The sequence below is a fragment of the Pseudomonas inefficax genome, assembly GCF_032164165.1.
Classification (GTDB): domain Bacteria; phylum Pseudomonadota; class Gammaproteobacteria; order Pseudomonadales; family Pseudomonadaceae; genus Aquipseudomonas; species Aquipseudomonas inefficax.
Window position 1 is genome coordinate 3,430,707 of the sequence record NZ_CP134401.1, and the last position, 17,634, is coordinate 3,448,340.

14 protein-coding genes and 2 pseudogenes are annotated in these 17,634 nt (G+C 64.8%); 8 read left to right on the top strand and 8 right to left on the bottom strand.

All coding sequences use genetic code 11. From position 1 onward, the window contains the following. Positions 1-63: 63 nt before the first annotated feature. Positions 64-647, bottom strand: a pseudogene (locus RIN61_RS15445) (FecR family protein); the annotation flags it as partial. A gap of 182 nt (positions 648-829) precedes the next feature. Here RIN61_RS15445 and RIN61_RS15450 point away from each other — a divergent pair. The 3 genes from RIN61_RS15450 to RIN61_RS15460 all read left to right on the top strand — a co-directional run bounded on the left by RIN61_RS15450 (position 830) and on the right by RIN61_RS15460 (position 3,607). Beyond that, positions 830-2,044 (top strand): MFS transporter, encoded by a 1,215-nt coding sequence (locus RIN61_RS15450; RefSeq protein ID WP_112251953.1) that lies wholly within the window; start codon positions 830-832, stop codon positions 2,042-2,044. Between the two features lie 184 nt (positions 2,045-2,228). After that, positions 2,229-2,366, top strand: a complete 138-nt coding sequence (locus RIN61_RS15455; protein ID WP_166674214.1) for a hypothetical protein — start codon at positions 2,229-2,231, stop codon at positions 2,364-2,366. Positions 2,367-2,449: 83 nt separating this feature from the next. Beyond that, on the top strand, positions 2,450-3,607 hold the full coding sequence (locus RIN61_RS15460; RefSeq protein ID WP_112251954.1) for an MFS transporter: 1,158 nt from the start codon (positions 2,450-2,452) through the stop codon (positions 3,605-3,607). Positions 3,608-3,780: 173 nt separating this feature from the next. Here RIN61_RS15460 and RIN61_RS15465 read toward each other — a convergent pair whose 3' ends face one another. The 3 genes from RIN61_RS15465 to RIN61_RS15475 all read right to left on the bottom strand — a co-directional run bounded on the left by RIN61_RS15465 (position 3,781) and on the right by RIN61_RS15475 (position 7,804). Then, entirely contained in the window at positions 3,781-6,249 is a 2,469-nt protein-coding gene (locus RIN61_RS15465) for a TonB-dependent siderophore receptor (protein WP_313852698.1), read from the bottom strand. A gap of 96 nt (positions 6,250-6,345) precedes the next feature. After that, the gene (locus tag RIN61_RS15470; protein ID WP_313852700.1) at positions 6,346-7,302 is read right to left on the bottom strand and encodes a FecR domain-containing protein; all 957 of its coding nucleotides are present in this window, start codon (positions 7,300-7,302) and stop codon (positions 6,346-6,348) included. Next, positions 7,289-7,804 (bottom strand): sigma-70 family RNA polymerase sigma factor, encoded by a 516-nt coding sequence (locus tag RIN61_RS15475; RefSeq protein WP_112251957.1) that lies wholly within the window; start codon positions 7,802-7,804, stop codon positions 7,289-7,291. Before RIN61_RS15475 ends, RIN61_RS15470 begins: the two co-directional genes overlap by 14 nt. A 172-nt stretch (positions 7,805-7,976) precedes the next feature. Here RIN61_RS15475 and RIN61_RS15480 point away from each other — a divergent pair, with 172 nt between their 5' ends. The 3 genes from RIN61_RS15480 (at position 7,977) to RIN61_RS15490 (ending at position 12,494) form a co-directional block, all read left to right on the top strand. Further along, entirely contained in the window at positions 7,977-8,603 is a 627-nt protein-coding gene (locus RIN61_RS15480) for a DNA-3-methyladenine glycosylase family protein (protein WP_313852702.1), read from the top strand. 370 nt (positions 8,604-8,973) lie between these two features. Continuing rightward, a complete protein-coding gene (gene ada, locus RIN61_RS15485) occupies positions 8,974-10,026 on the top strand; it encodes a bifunctional DNA-binding transcriptional regulator/O6-methylguanine-DNA methyltransferase Ada (RefSeq protein WP_112251959.1) in 1,053 nt (350 codons plus the stop codon). Between the two features lie 56 nt (positions 10,027-10,082). After that, positions 10,083-12,494 carry a DUF3772 domain-containing protein gene (locus RIN61_RS15490; protein ID WP_313852706.1) on the top strand — a complete coding sequence of 804 codons (2,412 nt, stop codon included), beginning with the start codon at positions 10,083-10,085 and terminating at the stop codon, positions 12,492-12,494. A 69-nt stretch (positions 12,495-12,563) separates the two neighbouring features. Here the strand turns inward: RIN61_RS15490 and RIN61_RS15495 are convergent. Beyond that, positions 12,564-12,824 (bottom strand): annotated as a pseudogene (locus RIN61_RS15495) (DUF3422 family protein); the annotation flags it as partial. A gap of 173 nt (positions 12,825-12,997) precedes the next feature. Here RIN61_RS15495 and RIN61_RS15500 point away from each other — a divergent pair. Next, positions 12,998-13,516, top strand: coding sequence for a GNAT family N-acetyltransferase (locus tag RIN61_RS15500; RefSeq protein ID WP_112251961.1), 519 nt, complete (start codon positions 12,998-13,000; stop codon positions 13,514-13,516). A gap of 130 nt (positions 13,517-13,646) precedes the next feature. On the opposite strand, the gene RIN61_RS15505 is transcribed toward RIN61_RS15500, so the two are convergent. The 3 genes from RIN61_RS15505 to RIN61_RS15515 form a co-directional block, all read right to left on the bottom strand. Continuing rightward, a complete protein-coding gene (locus RIN61_RS15505; protein WP_313852709.1) occupies positions 13,647-15,077 on the bottom strand; it encodes an aldehyde dehydrogenase family protein in 1,431 nt (476 codons plus the stop codon). 13 nt (positions 15,078-15,090) lie between these two features. After that, positions 15,091-16,590 (bottom strand): purine-cytosine permease family protein, encoded by a 1,500-nt coding sequence (locus tag RIN61_RS15510; RefSeq protein WP_207878455.1) that lies wholly within the window; start codon positions 16,588-16,590, stop codon positions 15,091-15,093. A 94-nt stretch (positions 16,591-16,684) separates the two neighbouring features. Beyond that, positions 16,685-17,074, bottom strand: a complete 390-nt coding sequence (locus RIN61_RS15515) for a YybH family protein (protein WP_112251964.1) — start codon at positions 17,072-17,074, stop codon at positions 16,685-16,687. Positions 17,075-17,468: 394 nt separating this feature from the next. Here RIN61_RS15515 and RIN61_RS26810 point away from each other — a divergent pair, with 394 nt between their 5' ends. Then, a complete protein-coding gene (locus RIN61_RS26810) occupies positions 17,469-17,606 on the top strand; it encodes a Fic family protein (protein WP_353844704.1) in 138 nt (45 codons plus the stop codon). Positions 17,607-17,634 lie beyond the last annotated feature (28 nt).

A 17,634-nucleotide genomic window follows, 5' to 3' on the forward strand; every position in this document is an offset into this window, starting at 1 on the left:
GCCCCCCTGTCAACACTCATTTCAAAAAAAATTTGCACGCTTTCAAAAACTTAGCGGCCAAGCCCGGGCCGTTGCCTTGCCCAACGGCATGTCGCCGGCTTTCAGCTGCCCGTACGCCAGCCATCGGCGGCCTTGAGGTCGGCTTTCTGTACCGGGCCGATACGCGCGCCATCGAAGGTTACCCGCTCGCCCGCCGATATCATGCGCTGTTCGGCACCCTGGTTAACCAGGGCCTTGCCACTGAGCACTACCAGTTCGTCATGGCCGGCATGGCGGGCGACCTGCAGGCGGGTACCGAGCACCTGGATGCGCGCGTCGCCCACCGCCACCTCCATGGCTCGGCCGTCGAGCGTCACTTCAAGGTACACCCGGCCCTGCACCAGGTGCAGCTGGCGCGTGCGCCCGCGCAGGTCAGCGTTCATCGCGCTGGCGCTGCCCAGGTGCAGAGTGGTGCCATCGGCCAGGCGGACACTGCGGCGTTCGCCTGTATCGGTGTGCAGTTGGCTGCCCAGACGCTGCATCAGCGGCCAGTACAGGTAGACGGCGGTGCCCAGCCCCAACAGGAACAGTAGCGCCAGCCATTTGCTCAAATGGCTGGCGCGCGTAGTGATCTGTCGTGGACGGGGGCGAGCAGGCATCGGGCTCATGAGTTCGGTCTGCTCGCTGTAAGGGTTGTTTCGCCCAATGATTGCAGGGTATCGAGCCGAAGATGCTAATAATATTGAGAACCATTTACAAGTACGCTGCCGCAGAGAATTAAAAAAGGTAGCTATGTATCTATTCGTTTCCCGATAATCGGATCCCAAACTACGGATGGAGATTCAGGCACATGGCTATCAGTAGCGCCTCTACGGCGCCCACCGGTGCGGCGGCGAGCCAAGCCACGCCGCTGGTGATGCGCATCATCGGCTTTTGCGCCTTGGCGCACCTGATCAATGACCTGATCCAGTCGGTGCTGCCGGCGATCTACCCGATGCTCAAGGCCAACTACGACCTGAGTTTCGCCCAGATCGGCATGATCACGCTGACCTTCCAGATCACTGCCTCGCTGCTGCAGCCGTGGGTCGGCTTCTTCACCGATCGCCGACCGGCACCGAACCTGCTGCCGCTGGGCACCCTGTGTACCCTGGTGGGTATCGTGATGCTGGCCTTCGTCGGCAGCTTCCCCATGATTCTGCTGGCATCGGCGCTGGTGGGGATCGGCTCGTCGACCTTCCACCCGGAAACCTCGCGTATTGCGCGCCTGGCCTCGGGCGGGCGTTTTGGCCTGGCCCAGTCAACCTTCCAGGTCGGCGGCAACACCGGCTCTGCCCTGGGCCCACTGCTGGCGGCGGCCATTGTCATTCCGTTCGGCCAGAGCCACGTGGCCTGGTTCGGCCTGGCTGCGCTGTTCTTCCTCGGCGTCACCCTGATGCTGCGTGGCTGGTACAAGGAGCACCTCAACCAGGCCAAGGCGCGCAAGGCAGTGCAGGCGACCCATGGCATTTCCCGTGGGCGGGTGGTTGCGGCGCTGATCGTGCTGGGCCTGCTGGTGTTCTCCAAGTACTTCTACATGGCCAGCTTTACCAGCTACTTCACCTTTTACCTGATCGAGAAGTTCGACGTGTCGGTGGCCAGCTCGCAGCTGCACCTGTTCCTGTTCCTCGGTGCGGTGGCGGCGGGAACCTTCTTTGGCGGGCCGATCGGTGACCGCATCGGGCGCAAGGCCGTGATCTGGTTCTCGATCCTTGGCGTGGCGCCGTTTACCTTGGTATTGCCGTATGCCGACCTGTTCTGGACCACCGTGTTGAGCGTGGTGATCGGCTTTATCCTGGCCTCGGCGTTTTCCGCGATCGTGGTGTATGCGCAGGAGCTGGTGCCGGGCAGCGTGGGCATGATTGCCGGGATCTTCTTCGGGCTGATGTTTGGCTTTGGTGGCATCGGTGCGGCCTTGCTGGGATATGTAGCGGACATGCGTGGCATCGAGTACGTGTACGAGGTGTGTTCGTTCCTGCCGTTGTTCGGGTTGTTGGCGGTGTTCTTGCCGAGTACCGGCAAGCGTTGATATTGCCGGGGCTGCTTGCAGCCCATCGCGACACAAGGCCGCTCCCACAGGGGACCGCGTACTGTTGTAGGAGCGGCCTTGTGTCGCGAAAGGGCCTCGTAGAGGCCCCCTGGGCAATTGACGAGCCAACCTGCGGTGGCCTAGAGTCCGCCTTTCCCCAACCACCTGCGTAGTAGTCAAAGCAATGTGCCGTACCCAGTCCCTGCCAAACGCCCGCCAGCCTGCCTTCCAGGCCCTGCGTCGTGCGTGGCCGAGCGACACGGTGCTCAAGCGTCGCCGCAGCGTGCTGTTTGCCTTCACCTTCTCGCCACACCTCGCCTGAACTGATCTGCGCTTTCGCGTCGCTCGCCGCCCTGGCGTGCGCGCCTGTGTCTGCACGTCTTTTCGGTTTGCAAGGAGTGGTACATGAACATGCGTTTGCTGGCGGGCTTGTTGTTCGCCGTTTCGGTCGTGGGTTTCAGTCTGGGGGCCAGCCTGCCGCTGGTGTCGTTGCGCCTGCATGAAGCCGGTGCGAGCACCCTGGAAATCGGCATCATCTCGGCCATACCCGCTGCGGGCATGATGCTCTCGGCGTTCCTGGTCGACGCCTGCTGTCGCCACCTCACCCGGCGCACCATCTACCTGCTGTGCTTCAGCCTGTGCATGCTCAGCATCGGCTTGCTCGAGTCGGCGTTCGGCTCGCTGTGGCTGCTGGCGCTGCTGCGCCTGGGCCTGGGGCTGGGCATGGGTATTGCCATCATCCTCGGCGAGTCGTGGGTCAACGAGCTGTGCCCGGAGCACAACCGCGGCAAGATCATGGCCCTGTACGCCACCAGCTTCACCGGCTTCCAGGTGCTCGGCCCGGCCATGCTGGCAGTGCTGGGCGCCAACAGCCCGTGGATCACCGGTGTGGTCACCGCCTGTTATGGCCTGGCGCTGCTGTGCATTGTGCTGACCGTGCCCAACGACCATGTGGAACATGAAGAGGGTGAAAAGAGCTTCGGCCTGGCTGGTTTCTTCCGTGTGGCGCCGGCGTTGTGCGTGGCGGTGCTGTTCTTCTCGTTCTTCGATGCCGTGGTGCTGTCGCTGCTGCCGGTGTATGCCACCAGCCATGGCTTTGCCGTGGGCGTGGCGGCACTGATGGTGACCGTGGTGTTCGCCGGTGACATGTTGTTCCAGTTGCCGCTTGGCTGGCTGGCCGACCGGGTGGAGCGCACCGGGCTGCACCTGGTGTGCGGGCTGCTGGCGATGGCGATCGGGATCGGCCTGCCCTGGCTGCTGAACCTGACCTGGTTGCTGTGGCCGCTGCTGGTGCTGCTGGGCGCTGTGGCAGGAGGCATCTATACCCTGGCGCTGGTGCTGATCGGGCAGCGCTTCAAGGGGCAGGACCTGGTTACCGCCAATGCCAGCGTGGGCTTGCTGTGGGGTGTGGGTAGCCTGGTCGGGCCGCTGGTCAGCGGTGCGGCGATGGATGTGGCGCCGCATGGTCTGCCCATCGCGCTGGCGCTGATGGCCGGGTTGTTCGTGTGCTTTGCCCGGCAGTCGTACCGGCGCGCTGGGCGGTTGCGGGCGGTGGTGGACTGAGGTCCTCCAGGGCTGCACGGTCCCTGTAGGAGCGGCCTTGTGTCGCGATAGGGCTGCAAGGCAGCCCCGGCGATATCTGCGGCGCTGCTGAGGCCCGGGGGCCGCTTTGCGGCCCTATCGCGACACAAGGCCGCTCCTACAGGAATGGTGCCAGCCGGTCAGGCAAATGCCTGTCAGAAACTCCCGCGCAAGGTCACCGACACATTGCGCGGCTCCCCCCAGTAGTACCCCGTCGCCGTGGTGCCGATCTGCCGGTAGTACTTCTTGTCGAAGATGTTGTTGGCGTTCAGTTGCACTGAGTAGTTGTGGTTGATGCGATACCCGAGCATGCCGTTGTATACCGCATACCCCGCCTGGGTCGCCTTCGCCGTGCCGCTTTCGGAATAGATGTCGCTCTGCGCCTGTACGCCGCCGCCAATGGTCCAGGCGTCCAGCCTGCCCGGCAGGCGGTAGCTGGTGAACAGCCGCAGCATGTGCTCCGGGTCGGTGGTGCGGATCGCGTTGCCATTGGTGGCTGCCGAGTTCTTCAGGTACTCGGTGGTGTTGTAGGTGTAGCCACCGGTAACCTGCCAGCCCGGCAGCACTTCGCCGGAAATCTCCAGGTCGATGCCCTCGCTGCGGCTCTTGCCCGAGGCGATCTTGCAGCGGCCGGTGGTGCCGTTGCAGCCGATTGGCGTGGACAGGTCATCCACCGGCGTACCGACCTGGTTGATACGGAAAAACGCCAGGCTGGTGTTCAGCCGGCCATCGTAGAACTCGCCCTTGATACCCGTTTCGTAGGCTTCGCCGATGATCGGGTCGAGCACCGAGTTGTTCTTGTCCACCACTGTCTGCGGGCTGAATATCTCGGTGTAGCTGGCATACACGCTGAAGTGGTCATCCAGGTCGTAGATAAGCGCCGCATACGGCACGATCTTCTCGTCGACGCTGAACTTGCCGTTGGCACCGGTGTTGTTTTCCTGCTCGTAGTCATACCAGTTGGCCCGTGCGCCGATGATCGCGGTCAGCGGTTCGGCCAGCGAGATGCGCCAGGTGGCATGCGCCGCTTGCTGGGTGGTACGGGTGCGCACCGGGTGTGCGGTGATGTCGATGTCTGGCTCGGGCAGGCTGGTTTTCGGGTCCCAGTAGCGGATGTCGTACAGCCCGGAAATTACCCGGTTGGTGGCCGAAGCGTAGGAGTCGTTGCGAATCCGTTCGACGCCGACCATCAGCTCGTGGGTGCGGCCAAACAGGTCGAACGGGCCGTTGAGGGTGGCGCTCAGGTTGTTCTGCAGGCTCTCGCCGCCGTCGCCTTCGGTAACCTGGTATTGCATCAGGTACGGGTTGCCGGTGGGGTTCAGGTTGGCCGGTGCGCGCTCCATGTAGGTTTGCTTGAAGCCATGGTCGTCCAGCTCGAAGTGGGTACGCAGGGCCATCAGCTTCAGGGTCCAGTCGTTGTCGAAGCGGTGTTCCAGTTCGGCAAAGGTGTTCAGGTTGCTGCGGTCCCAGCGGTTCCAGTCGGCGCCCAGGTAGGTGCTGCGTCCGAAAGGCAGGGGGGCGCCGCTGGCGTCGGCGGGCAGGTTGCCCCAGGCTCCGGTGGCGTCGAGCTTGGTCCATTCGACACCGGTGGTCAGCGTGGTGCTGTCGTCCAGGTCGAAGGCCAGCGAGCCGCCGAACGCCTCCTTGCGCTCCATGCGCGAGTCCTGGAACAGGTCGCGGTCGTCATGCACGGCGATCACCCGCCCGCGTACGTTGCCGGTTTCGGTCAGCGGGCCGGAGATATCGGCCACGTAGCGCTGTGCATTCCACGAGCCCAGGGTCACGCTGCCCGTAGCCTGGAAGTCATGGGTCGGGCGCTTGCGCACCAGGTTCACCGTGCCCGACGGGTTGCCGGCGCCACGCAGCATGCCGGTGGCGCCACGCAGCACTTCAGCGCGGTCGATGAACGCCGAGTCGGTCTGGATGAACGAACCGCCACCGCTGCTCTGCACCACGGTGGCGCCGTCGTACTGGATGGCGTCGATGGCAAAGCCACGCGAGTAGTACTGCACCCGCTCGCTGTCGGTGTAGTTGACCACCACGCCGGGTGTCTGCTCCAGCAGGTTGGTCAGGTTGGTGATGTTCTGGTCATCGATGCGCTGGCGGGTTACCACGCTTACCGATTGCGGGGTGTGGCGCAGGGTTTGCGGCATCTTGCCGATGATCACTTCACCGGTAGTGTAGGAGCCGGTGTGCTCGGTGGTTTCGCCCAGGCGGTCGCTGGAAATACTGGTAGCGCCCAGCTCAAGGGCGTTTCCCACATCCAGCGCCGGCATCAGCAGGAAGCTGGTTGCACTTTCCTGCTGGACCTGCACGTTGCTGCCCTGCAACAGGATCGATAGCGCCCCTGCACCGTCATGTCGGCCCTGTACGCCGCGGGTGGTCTTGCCCTGCAGGCTGTTCGCGTCGAACGACAGGCTCAGGCCGCCCTGGCGGGCCAACTGGTCCAGCGCCGGAGCCAGCGGGCCGGGCGGGATGTTCCAGTCGGTCTGCTGGCTCTGGCTGGCCACTGCAGCCTGGGCCATGGCCGGGAAGGCACCGCCAGCTGCCAGGCCAAGGCCGAACACGGCCGCGCGTACGGCACGGCGCAGCCTGTCGTTGCGAGGGGAACACGGGGCAATCATGAAGCGCTCCTGAAGGTTGTGAAGACCACTTTTCGGGTTTTGTTCCTTCAGGCCGGACGAGAATGAGATTCCACCTCATTTATTTTCGAAAATTTTTCAGGCCGCACCGATGCTCACCCAATAACGCGTGCGGTAGTCGACCCGCACCGGCAGGCTGCGGGTGAGCAGTTGCAGGATCTGCCCGGTGTCGGCCAGCTGGTAGGTACCGGATACCTTCAGCTCTGCCACTTCCGGGGCGCAGCGCAGCAGGCCCGGGCGGTAGCGCGCCACTTCGGCGATGAACTCGCCCAGCGGCATTTGCTGCACGCTGAGCACGCCGTCGGTCCAGCCCCAGGGGTCGCTGTGCAGCGTCACCGCCTGGAAGCTGCCGTTGGCCCACACCTGCAAGGTTTCGCCTGGCAGCACCCGGCGTGGCGAGGCCGAGGAGGGGAACAGCGTGACGTCGCCCCGGCGTACCGCCAGCAACAGGCCCAGGTCGTTCTCGCGCAGCAGCAGGTGGCTGTCGAGAGTGGCCAGTTGGCCGACGCGGGTGTCGATGCGGAACGGGCGGTTGTCGTTGGGGTTGCTGTCCAGGCTCACCTCGCCACGCACCAGTTGCAGCCGGCGCTGCTCGGCGCTGTAACTCAGGTCGATGGCGCTGGCGGTATTGAGCTGGATGCGGCTGCCATCGCTGCCTTGCAGTTGGCGGCGCTCGCCGGTGGCAGTACTGCTGTCGGCAAGCAGCTGGGGTATGCCCAGCGGTTCGCGCGCGGCCCAGCCCAGGCTGCCGCCCACGGCCAGCACGGCCAGCAACTTGAGGTGGTCGCGGCGGTTGATGTGCTGGCGCTGGCTGCCATCCAGAGTGCGCCGGCTCAAGGCCTTGGGCAGCCCGGCCAGTTCGTCACCGAGGTGGCTGACCCGCTGCCAGGCCAAGGGATTGTGCGGATGGCTGGCCAGCCAGTGCTGGAACTGTTGCTCGGTACGCGGGCAGGGGCTGTCGAAGCGCAACTTCACCAGCCAGTCGATGGCCTGGTCGACCTGCGCCTGCGCGGGCGCGCTGTCAGGCGTCGGCATAGCGCAACCGGTAGCAGACGCCCAGGGCCTTGGCCAGGTCGCGTTCGACGGTGGCCCGCGATACACCCAGGCGCAGGGCGATCTGTACGATGCTCAAACCGTCGAGCTGGGCCAGCAGGAATGCCTGGCGGGCACGCGGTTTCAGTTGGTGCAGGGCACGGTCGAGGCGCGCCAGGGTATCGAGGATGACCAGTCGATCTTCTTCGCTGGGTACTTCGGCTTCGGGCAGGTGAGCCAGGCTTTCCTGGTAGGCCCGTTCCAGCGCACGGCGGCGGAACTGGTCGATCATCAGGCCACGGGCGATGCTGCTGAGGTAGGCGCGTGGCTCCTTCAGCGGCGACAGCTGGCGGGCCCGCAACAGCCGCACGAAGGTATCCTGGGCCAGGTCGGCGGCGTGCTCGCTGCAGCCGACCCGGCTGCGCAGCCAGCCGCTGAGCCAGCTGTGGTGGGCCTGGTAGAGCAGAGCAACCTCGGTCGGCTTGAGCGTGTCGTTGATCTGCATCTTGGCGAAGGCCCGGTCCTGTGGATATATGCGATTGTGAATTGTTCTCAATTCTATGCGGGGACGATGGCGCGGAGCAATGGCATGCCAGGAATTAGCCGCGCAAGAACCGGCGTTTGCCCGATGAGCGGCTGCGCTAAGCTGGACCTGCAATCGACTTGATGGAGGTGCCATGATCCTGGCCGACCTTTCGCCTGACGCGTACCGCGAGGCCACCGAATACCTGGCGGCGCTCGACCCTGACTGGTCGCGGCATATCGCGGCGACGGGGCCTTGCCTGCACCAGGCCACGCCGGGGCGTGAACCTTACGAGGTGTTGGTGCGGGCGATTGCCTACCAGCAACTGCATGCCCGCGCTGCCGAGGCAATTCTGGGGCGGTTGTTGGCGCTGTTTCCGGAGGCCGAGTTCCCTGGGCCGGAACAGTTGCTGGCGGTTACACCGGAAGCCATGCGCGCCTGTGGTTTTTCCGCGAGCAAGATGGCGACTATCCAGGGTATTGCCCAAGGCCGGCTGGATGGCCTGGTGCCGAGCCGGGAGGAGGCACTGGCCCTGGCTGACGAGGCGTTGATCGAGCGGCTGGTGGCATTGCGCGGGGTAGGGCGGTGGACGGTGGAGATGTTGCTGATCTACAGCCTGGCGCGTTCGGATGTTCTGCCGGTCGACGATTTTGGCGTGCGCGAGGGGTACCGGCGGCTGAAGGGGCTGGACAAGGCGCCGACGCCGGCGCAAATGCGTTCGCTGGGCGGAGGTTGGCGACCGTACCGCACCGTGGCGGCCTGGTACCTGTGGCGGGCCTGAGGTCTTGCACTGCCTGTGCCGGCCCTTTCGCGGGTAAACCCGCTCCCACAGGGACTTCCACAGCCTTGAAAGTCTATGCAGTACCTGTGGGAGCGGGCTTGCCCGCGAAAGGGCCGGTACAGCCAACAACTTTCTGGAAGTTGTAGGTGAACCCGCCTCAAAGGCATGGCACAACATCCGAAACCGACACGGTCCCTGTGGGAGCGGGCATGCCCGCGAAGAGGCCGGCACAGCCAACAACCTTTCTGGAAGTTGTAGGTGAACCCGCCTCAAAGGCAGACACAACATCCGAAACCGACACGCTCCCTGTGGGAGCGGGTTTACCCGCGAAGAGGCCGGTAAAGGCAACAACCTACCTGGACATTTACCCATGAGCTCCTACACCACCCCCGACCAACGCTGGCAAGCCGTAGCATCCCGCGAAACCGCCGCCACCGGTCACTTCGTCTACGCCGTGCGCACCACCGGTATCTACTGCCACCCCGCCTGCAAATCACGCCTGGCCAAGCGAACCAACGTCGAGTTCTACGACACCCCTGCCGCCGCCGAAGCCGCCGGCTACCGCGCCTGCAAACGTTGCATCGCCACCACCAGCGCCACGCGCCACAGCCAGCTGGTCACCCGCGCCTGCCGGCTGATCGAAGCCAGCGACCCTGCGCCCAGCCTCGACCAACTCAGCGCCCGACTGGCCATCAGCCCTTTCCACCTGCACCGCCTGTTCAAGGCCGAAACCGGGCTCACCCCCAAGGCCTATGCCACTGCTTTCCGTGCCCGGCGCCTGCGCGCGCATCTGGAAGATGGCCAGCGCTCTGTCACCGATGCCATCTATGACGCTGGCTACAACTCCAACAGCCGTTTCTACGAAAGCGCCGACCAGCGCCTGGGCATGCGCCCGCGGCAATACCGCGCCGGCGGTGCCGGGGCAACCATCCACTTCGCCCTCGGCCAGTGCTCTCTGGGCGCGATCCTGGTGGCCCAGAGCGAGAAGGGCATTTGCGCGATCCTGCTGGGCGACGACCCCGAGGGCTTGCTGCGCGACCTGCAGGACCAGTTTCCCAAGGCCCACCTGGTCGGCGGCGACAGTGCTTACGAACGGTTGGTCGCCGAGGTAGTGGGCTTCGTCGAAGCCCCTGCGCTGGGCCTGGCCTTGCCACTGGATGTGCAAGGCACAGCGTTTCAGGAACGGGTGTGGCAAGCCCTGCGCGAGGTGCCGGCCGGCAGCCGGGTCAGCTACACCGACCTCGCCGAGCGCATAGGCGCGCCCAAGGCGGTGCGTGCGGTGGCCATGGCCTGCGCGGCCAACCACATCGCCGTGGCCATCCCTTGTCATCGGGTGGTGCGCCGGGACGGCGACATCAGCGGCTACCGCTGGGGTGTCGAGCGCAAACAACAACTGCTCAAACGAGAAACGGCACTCTCCTGATTGCCTGAAGCCGCGTAGAATCCCCCGCCAAATCGAATTGTAAAGAGGAATATTCGATGAGGCGTGTCAGCCTTGCCCGTTATTGCCCAGGCCTGATGGTTTTCATGGCCCTGATGCTGGCCATTGCCAGCCCGGTCTGGTCGGCCCCGGCCACGCCTTTGTCCAATTTGGCGGTTGCCGAAGCGAACGTGCTGGATGAAAACGCCAGCATCGAGCAGTTGAGCGATCGACTGGACCAGATTCGCCAGGGGGTAACCAGCGAGGCCAACGACGATCTGCTGTCGCAACTGCGCCTGGGCGCCATGCAGGTCCAGCGCCAGGCCGATGCGTTAAGTGCCCTGCGCACCACCGATGTGGAGAAAGTCGACGACAAGCTCAAGGTCATCGGCCCGGTCCAGCCGGACGAGGCCGCCACCCTGACCCAGCAGCGCAAGGAGCTGGAGGCCGAGAAAAAGGCCTTGGTAGCCCAGCAGGAGCAGGCGACCAAGCTGACCCAGTCGGCCCGCGACCTGTCCACGCAAATCGTCAACCTGCGCCGCAGCCAGTTCAACTCGCAGATCACCAGCCGCGCGGCCTCACCGCTGAGCCCGGCGTTCTGGCAGAGCATCATTCGCCCCACCCAGGACGATGTGGCACGCCTGCGTGACCTGCGTGGCGAGACTGCCGATGCCATTGCCAGCGCCTTCAGCGCCGAGCATCGCTGGCTGTTCATTACCAGCCTGGTGGCGGCAATCCTGGTATGGACCCTGGTGCGTCGCATGCTCGAGCGCCTGCTGGCCGGCGCCATGGTCAGCTGGCTACCCGAAGGCCGCCTGCGCCGCAGTGCGTTGGCGCTGGGGGTGAGCCTGGCAACCCTGGGTACCATCGCCGGCTCGGTCTCGCTACTGCGTTGGGGGCTGGAGAGCAGCGCCGAGCTGGGCTCCGATATCGCCAGCCTGGCCAACCATGTGCTCGCGCTGGTGGTGTTCAGCGCCTTCATTACCGGCCTGGGCCGCGCCATGCTGATGCTGCAGCGCCCGTCCTGGCGCCTGCCGCCGATTCACGACGAAGTGGCCAGCGCCCTGGGCTGGTTCCCCAAGGTGCTGGCGTTGGCGCTGATGGTCATGATGACCATGGAACGCATCAACAGCGTGATCGGTGCCAGCCTGGCGCTGACCGTGGCGGTCAACGGCCTGACCGCGCTGGTCGTGGCGGTCACCTTCGCCGGTGCGCTGCTGCGTTACCGCCGCACCCTGCGCAAGCATGACCTGGAGCGCCCCACGGGCCTGGCCGGGCTGATCCCGTTCGTGATGGTGATCTGGCTGACGCTGATCCTGCTGGCCTTGCTCGCCGGTTACCTGACACTGGCCTACTTCCTCACTGCCAAGCTGCTGTGGGTCAGCCTGGTGATCACCTGTGCCTACCTGCTGACCACCTTCTTTGGCGACCTCTGCGAAACCCTGCTGTCGCCCCGCCAACCCGGCGGCCTGGCGCTGGCCTCGACCCTGGGCCTGGCGCCACGTCACCAGGCCCAGGCCAGCACCATCCTGGCCGGCATCGGCCGCACCGTGGTGCTGTTTCTGGCGTTGTTGCTGGCACTGATGCCATCGGGCACCAGCCCCAGCGAGCTGCTGCTGAGCCTGGGTGATTGGGACGAAACCGGCGGCAAGCTGCTCGGCAACATGAACATTGTCCCCCAGGACATCCTGTTGGCGGTGGTGATGTTCCTCGGCGGCCTGTTCGCCATCCGCGTGGTCAAGCGCTGGCTGAGCGATCGCCTGCTGCCGGAAACCGACATGGACGCCGGCATGCGTGCCTCGCTGGTGACCCTGGTGGGTTACCTGGGCTTCATCTTCCTGGCCATGCTGGTGATGTCGACCCTGCGCATCAACCTCACCAGCCTGACCTGGGTAGTCAGTGCCCTGTCGGTGGGTATCGGTTTCGGCTTGCAGCAGATCGTGCAGAACTTCATCTCTGGCCTGATCCTGCTGACCGAGCGCCCAGTGAAGGTGGGCGACTGGGTCAGCCTGGCGGGCGTCGAGGGCGACATTCGCCGTATCAACGTGCGTGCCACCGAGATCCAGATGTCCGACCGTTCGACGGTAATCGTGCCCAACTCGCAGTTCATTTCCCAGAACGTGCGCAACGTGACCATGGGCAATGCCTTGGGCGTGGTCGGCATTACGCTGACGCTGCCGCTGGAGACCGATGCCAACCGCGTGCGTGAATTGCTGCTGGCGGCTTACCAGGAGCACGAGGCGATTCTGGATGCGCCGGCCACCTCGGTGTCGTTCAAGGACCTGACTAGCAGCGGGATGGTGATTGGCGTGAGTGGTTACGTGGCGGGGCCGCGGCAGGTGTCTGGTACCCGTAGCGACCTGCTGTTCACCATTCTTGGGCGCCTGCGTGATGAAGGCATTTCCTTGTCGTCGCCGCAGAGCATGGTGTTGGTGCAAGAGGGCGCTCGCTCGGCTGACGAGTCGGTGTGAAGCCAATCGCCGGCAAGCCGGCTCTCACAAGGGCCGCGTCGTCTTCAAGCCATACGCAGTACCTGTGGGTTGCGGGGCGATAGCCTCGGCCAGCACCGGCTGCAGTGCAGGGCACCACCAGGGTCAGGGTGAAGAACTCGGTGTGCCGCTCCCTCTTGAACGGATGCCCATCCAGGCGGGTGATGCCCTGGGCGGTTGCGGTGTCCAGGGCATCCGGGCAGCAGCGTCGCCGCCGAGCAAGGCCAGGTGGAAGACATGCGCCGGGCCGTCGAAATACAGCGACGGGCGGGCGTGCAGTTCATTGTGCAAGGCGGTGCGTTGAGGGTGCATGGGTGGTCCGGCCTGGTGTTGTGATTGGGGGGACCAGGGAGTGGGACTTTGCCGGGGGCCGTGAAAGTTACCTGTTGGTGACACATTTCCAGTGACACATATTGTCGCAGCGCAGCCGGCAGCTACCGCGAGATTGCGCATACAGTAGCTATTCGACGAGCAGGGAGAACCGAATGCAACCCACACTGTATACGCCACGTTTGCAGCTTCGCCCCCTCGCCCAGCGCGATGCGTCTGCCATCGAGGGCTTGCTGCAGGACCGGGAAATCGCCCAGATGACCTCGCTCATTCCCTTTCCTTACCCGCCAGGCCTGGCGAGTGCCTGGATTGGCCGGCACCCACAGCTCTGGGTGGCCAGGGAAGGGGTGGTGTGGGGGATCTGCTGCCGTGATGAGGGAACGCTGATGGGAGTGATTTCGTTGCGGGAGCTGGGCGGTGCAGCACCGGTGCTGGGGTATTGGCTGGGCAAGGCGTTCTGGGGCAATGGCCATGCCACCCAGGCTGCCAGCCGGGTTTGCCGGTATGCCATTGATGAGCTGGGGATCCATACCCTGGCGGCCAGTTGCCTGAAGCGGAACATTGCGTCCGCCAAGGTGTTGAGCCGGGTGGGGTTCAAGGTCGTCGGGCTAGGGTTCGAGTTGCTCGACAACAAGCCGGGCCATGAAGCGGTTGTGTATCACCGCCTGGGGTAGGGGCTTGCCGGCGAATGGGCCGCATGGCATGTGTTGCCTGCACCGGCCTCTTCGCGAGTAAACCCCCTCCCACAGGTACGGCGCTGCCCTTCAGGCCTGCGCTATCCCTGTGGGAGCGGCCGCAGAAATCTCAGCCCAGACACCGCGTCACATGCTTGACCGACTGGTAGGCCGACAAGCCCCACGGCCCCAACTCACGCCCGATCCCGCTGCCCTTGGTACCACCCCATGAGGTCTCGACGAACACCGCCTGTACCGAGTTGATCCACACATGGCCAACCTCCAGCGCATCGGCCACTCGCTCGGCGCGCTCCAGGTCGGCGGAGCACACCGTCGCCACCAGCCCGAAACGGCTGTCGTTGGCCTCGGCAATCGCCTGTTCCTCGGTAGCAAAGCGCCGTGCGCACAGTACCGGGCCAAAGATTTCCTCGGTCCACAGGCGGCTGTCTTTCGGCACATCGGCATACAGCGTCGGGCTGACGAACCAGCCATCCCGGTCCAGCGCCTTGCCACCGGCCAGGCACTGCAGGCCTTCTTCCCGCGCCGTGGCAAAGTAGCTGGCCACCTTCAACCACTGGGCCTGGCTGGTCAGTGGCCCCATATCGACCTCTTCGGTCAACGGATTACCGACCCGCAGGTTTTCCAGTGCAGCCTGCAAGCGCGTTAGCAGCGCATCGGCAATGCCGTCCTGCACCAGCAGCCGCGAAGTGGCCGAGCACATTTGCCCGGCATTCCAGGTGATGCCGGCGACGATCCATTCCACAGCCTGGTCGACATCGCAATCATCGAACACCACGATCGCCGACTTGCCACCCAGTTCCAGCGTCACCGGCCGGCACTGCGCCGACGCGCTGCGCATCACCTGGCTGCCGACGCTGTTGCTGCCGGTGAACGACAGTTTGTCCAGGCCGTTGTGGTTGCTCAGTGCGGCGCCAGTCTCGGCCTTGCCGTTGACGATGTTCAACACCCCGGCCGGCAGCCCCAGGGCATCGGCGATCTGGCCGTAGGCCTGTTCGATCAGCGGGGTGACTTCCGAGGGCTTGAGCACCACGGTGCAACCGGCAGCCAGGGCCGGGGCGAGCTTCCAGGCGCTGGTCACCAGCGGGAAGTTCCACGGCACGATCAGGCCGACCACGCCCACCGGCTCCAGGCGAGTGCGCGCAGTGAAACCCGGTGCAGCCAAGGGTACGTCACGGTTCTTCGATGGCAGTTGCTCGGCCAGTTCGGCGTAGTAGCCGAAGGTGGCGATGGCGTCGTCCAGGTCGATTTCCGCCTCGTGACGTGGCTTGCCGTTGTTGCGCATCTGCAAGCTGATCAACGCTTCACGGCGCTGCCCGAGCTGTTCGGCAAAACCGCGCAGGTAGGCGGCGCGTTCGCTGGCGCTGGTGTTTTTCCAGGCGGGCAGGGCGCCACGGGCAGCGGTCACGGCCTGGTCTACCTGGGCGACGCTGGCGGCCATCAGTTCGGCGAACGGTTGCCCCAGTGCAGGGTCATTGACGCTGATGCAGTCGCTGCCCTGGCCTTCGACCCAGCGGCCGGCGATGTAGTGGGAAGTGGTCATGGTCGGTTTCCAGTCAGGCCATTTCGGCAGTGGTTACCGGCGTGTGCGCGGTGCTTTTGCAACGCACCCAACGCGGGCCCAGGGGGCCATACACGCCAGCAGGTTCGGGGAACAGGTTGAGCAGCAGCAGGTACAGCACGCCGGCCAGCCCCAGGGTGACCGGCAGGCTCAGGTCGATGCCGCCGGCCAGGTCGCCCAGCGGGCCGACGAACTGCCCTGGCAGGTTGACGAAGCACAGGCCGACCGCCGCGCTGGGGATCCACGCCCCCATGCCGCGCCAGTTCCAGCCATGCAGGAACCAGTAGTGGCCGCCACGCTGGCCGCGGGTGAACACCTGCAGGTCGTCGGCATGGTAGAAGCCGCGGCGAGTGATCAGGCCGAGGATCATGATCACCATCCACGGGCTGGTGCAGGTGATGATCAGCACGGCGAAGGTCGACACGCTCTGCACCAGGTTGAAGGTGAAGCGGCCGATGAAGATGAAGCCGATCGCCAGCACACCGATCAGCAGTGTGGCGCCGGCACGGCTGAGCAGGCGTGGGAACACGCTGGACATGTCCAGGCCAGTGCCGTACAGCGCCGTGGTGCCGGTGGACATGCCACCAATTACCGCAATCAGGCACACCGGCAGGAAGAACCAGCTTGGCGCCACCGCCAGCAAGCCACCGACGTAGTTGTTGGCAGCGATGTAGTCCGGCGCCTGGGTGGCCACCAGGGTGGCGGTGCACAGGCCGAACAGGAACGGGATCAGTGTCGCGCCCTGGGCCGCGATCACCGCCAGCATGATGCGCGCCTTGGGCGTTTCACGCGGGATGTAGCGCGACCAGTCGCCCAGGAACGCACCGAACGACACCGGGTTGCTCATGGCCAGGATCGCCGCGCCAACGAAGGCCGCCCAGAAGCCCGCCTGGCCGAGGTTGACGCTGCCCGCGTAACCAGCATCGAACGGCCCGGCAAAGGCAACGATGCCCAGCAGGAACAGCAAGCTCGATGCCCACACGGCAATCTTGTTCACCCACAGCATGAAGCGGAAGCCGAAGATGCATACCACCAGCACCAGTACCGCGAACAGGCCGTAGGCCAGGCCCAGGGTGAGGTCGGTTTCCGGCAGGCCAGCCAGGCGCTTGGCGCCCCCGACCAGGGCGTCGCCCGAGCTCCACACCGACAGCGAAAAGAACGCCACCGCGGTAAGCAGCGACAGGAACGAACCGACGATGCGCCCATGCACGCCAAAGTGTGCACCCGACGACACCGCGTTGTTGGTGCCGTTGAGCGCGCCGAACAGGCCCATGGGCGCGAGGATCAGCGCGCCCACGACGACGCCGAGCAGGATCGCCCACACGCCGGCCTGGAACGACAGCCCGAACAGCACCGGGAAGCTGCCCAGTACGGCCGTGGCGAAGGTATTGGCGCCGCCGAAGATCAGGCGGAACAGGTCCAGCGGGGAGGCGTCGCGTTGATCGTCGGGGATCTGTTCGACGCCGTTGGTCTCGATACCGGTCGAGTGGCTCATGGTGATGCTCCAGCGCGGTTGTTGTGGGCCGGCGCAGTACGCGGGCCTTATTGTGGGTGCGATGGCAGGGCGGCAGGGCCGCGTAAAGGGATGATCAGGCCGGCGATACGACCGACAGGTGCTCGTGGCAGGCCAGCCACCGTTCGCCGTGGCGGCGGAAGACGATGGTCTCGCGCTCGCTCAACTTGTGTTCTTCGCCGGCGATGCGGATGTGCGTGGCCACATCGTGCATGAAGATCGCCACATCACCTTGCAGGCTCACCTGGGCATTGCCCGATTCGCAGGCCAATACCGCAAACCCGTCGGCCTGCCACCGGGCCCAGAGTTGCTCGTAGGCATGGCGCGACAGCAGCGGTTGCGGCAGGGTGTGGAAAAGGAAGGTGGCGTCTTCGCTGAAGCAGGCGAAATAGCGAGCAGTGTCGTTGCTGGCGAACGCGGCAACGAGGTCGGCGGCGGCTTGCCGTACCTGGAGTGTCTGGTCCACGGGAGTGGCCTCACGGTTCTTGTGATTGTGGTGAAGCGATTCTGGTGGCGGTTGGCGAGGGGAAAAATCGCTGCGGGCAAATAATCAGTTCAGAAATTTGTGAAGTGATGGCTGCGCTTGTTTGGGTTTCGCGCCGCATCCTGTGGGAGCGGCTTTAGCCGCGAACACCGGCGCAGCCGGTGCCAGGCACCGCGTTGGATTCTTCGCGGCTAAAGCCGCTCCCACAGGGTATGCGGACCGCTTGCGAATGCAGTTCTCTAGGCGACAGCGCAGCCCAAAGGGCTTTCAGCTATCCAACTGTCATCTGACTGCAACGAATATTCAAAGCGGGTTCGGCGTTGAGGGGTAAGCATCTATCGCGGCACTCGCCTGCTGCATTAAGAGTAGCGAATTGATGCACCAACTTGGCCTCTCGCACCGTGCCACATTCCGCAAGAGTTACTTGTACCCGGCGGCTGTCGGGTTGATCGAAATGACTGATCCCGAATCACAACGGAGCCCCAAACAGCAATATCGGCGGGTTGCAAGGTAGGTTTCGCGCCGCGCATCCTGTGGGAGCG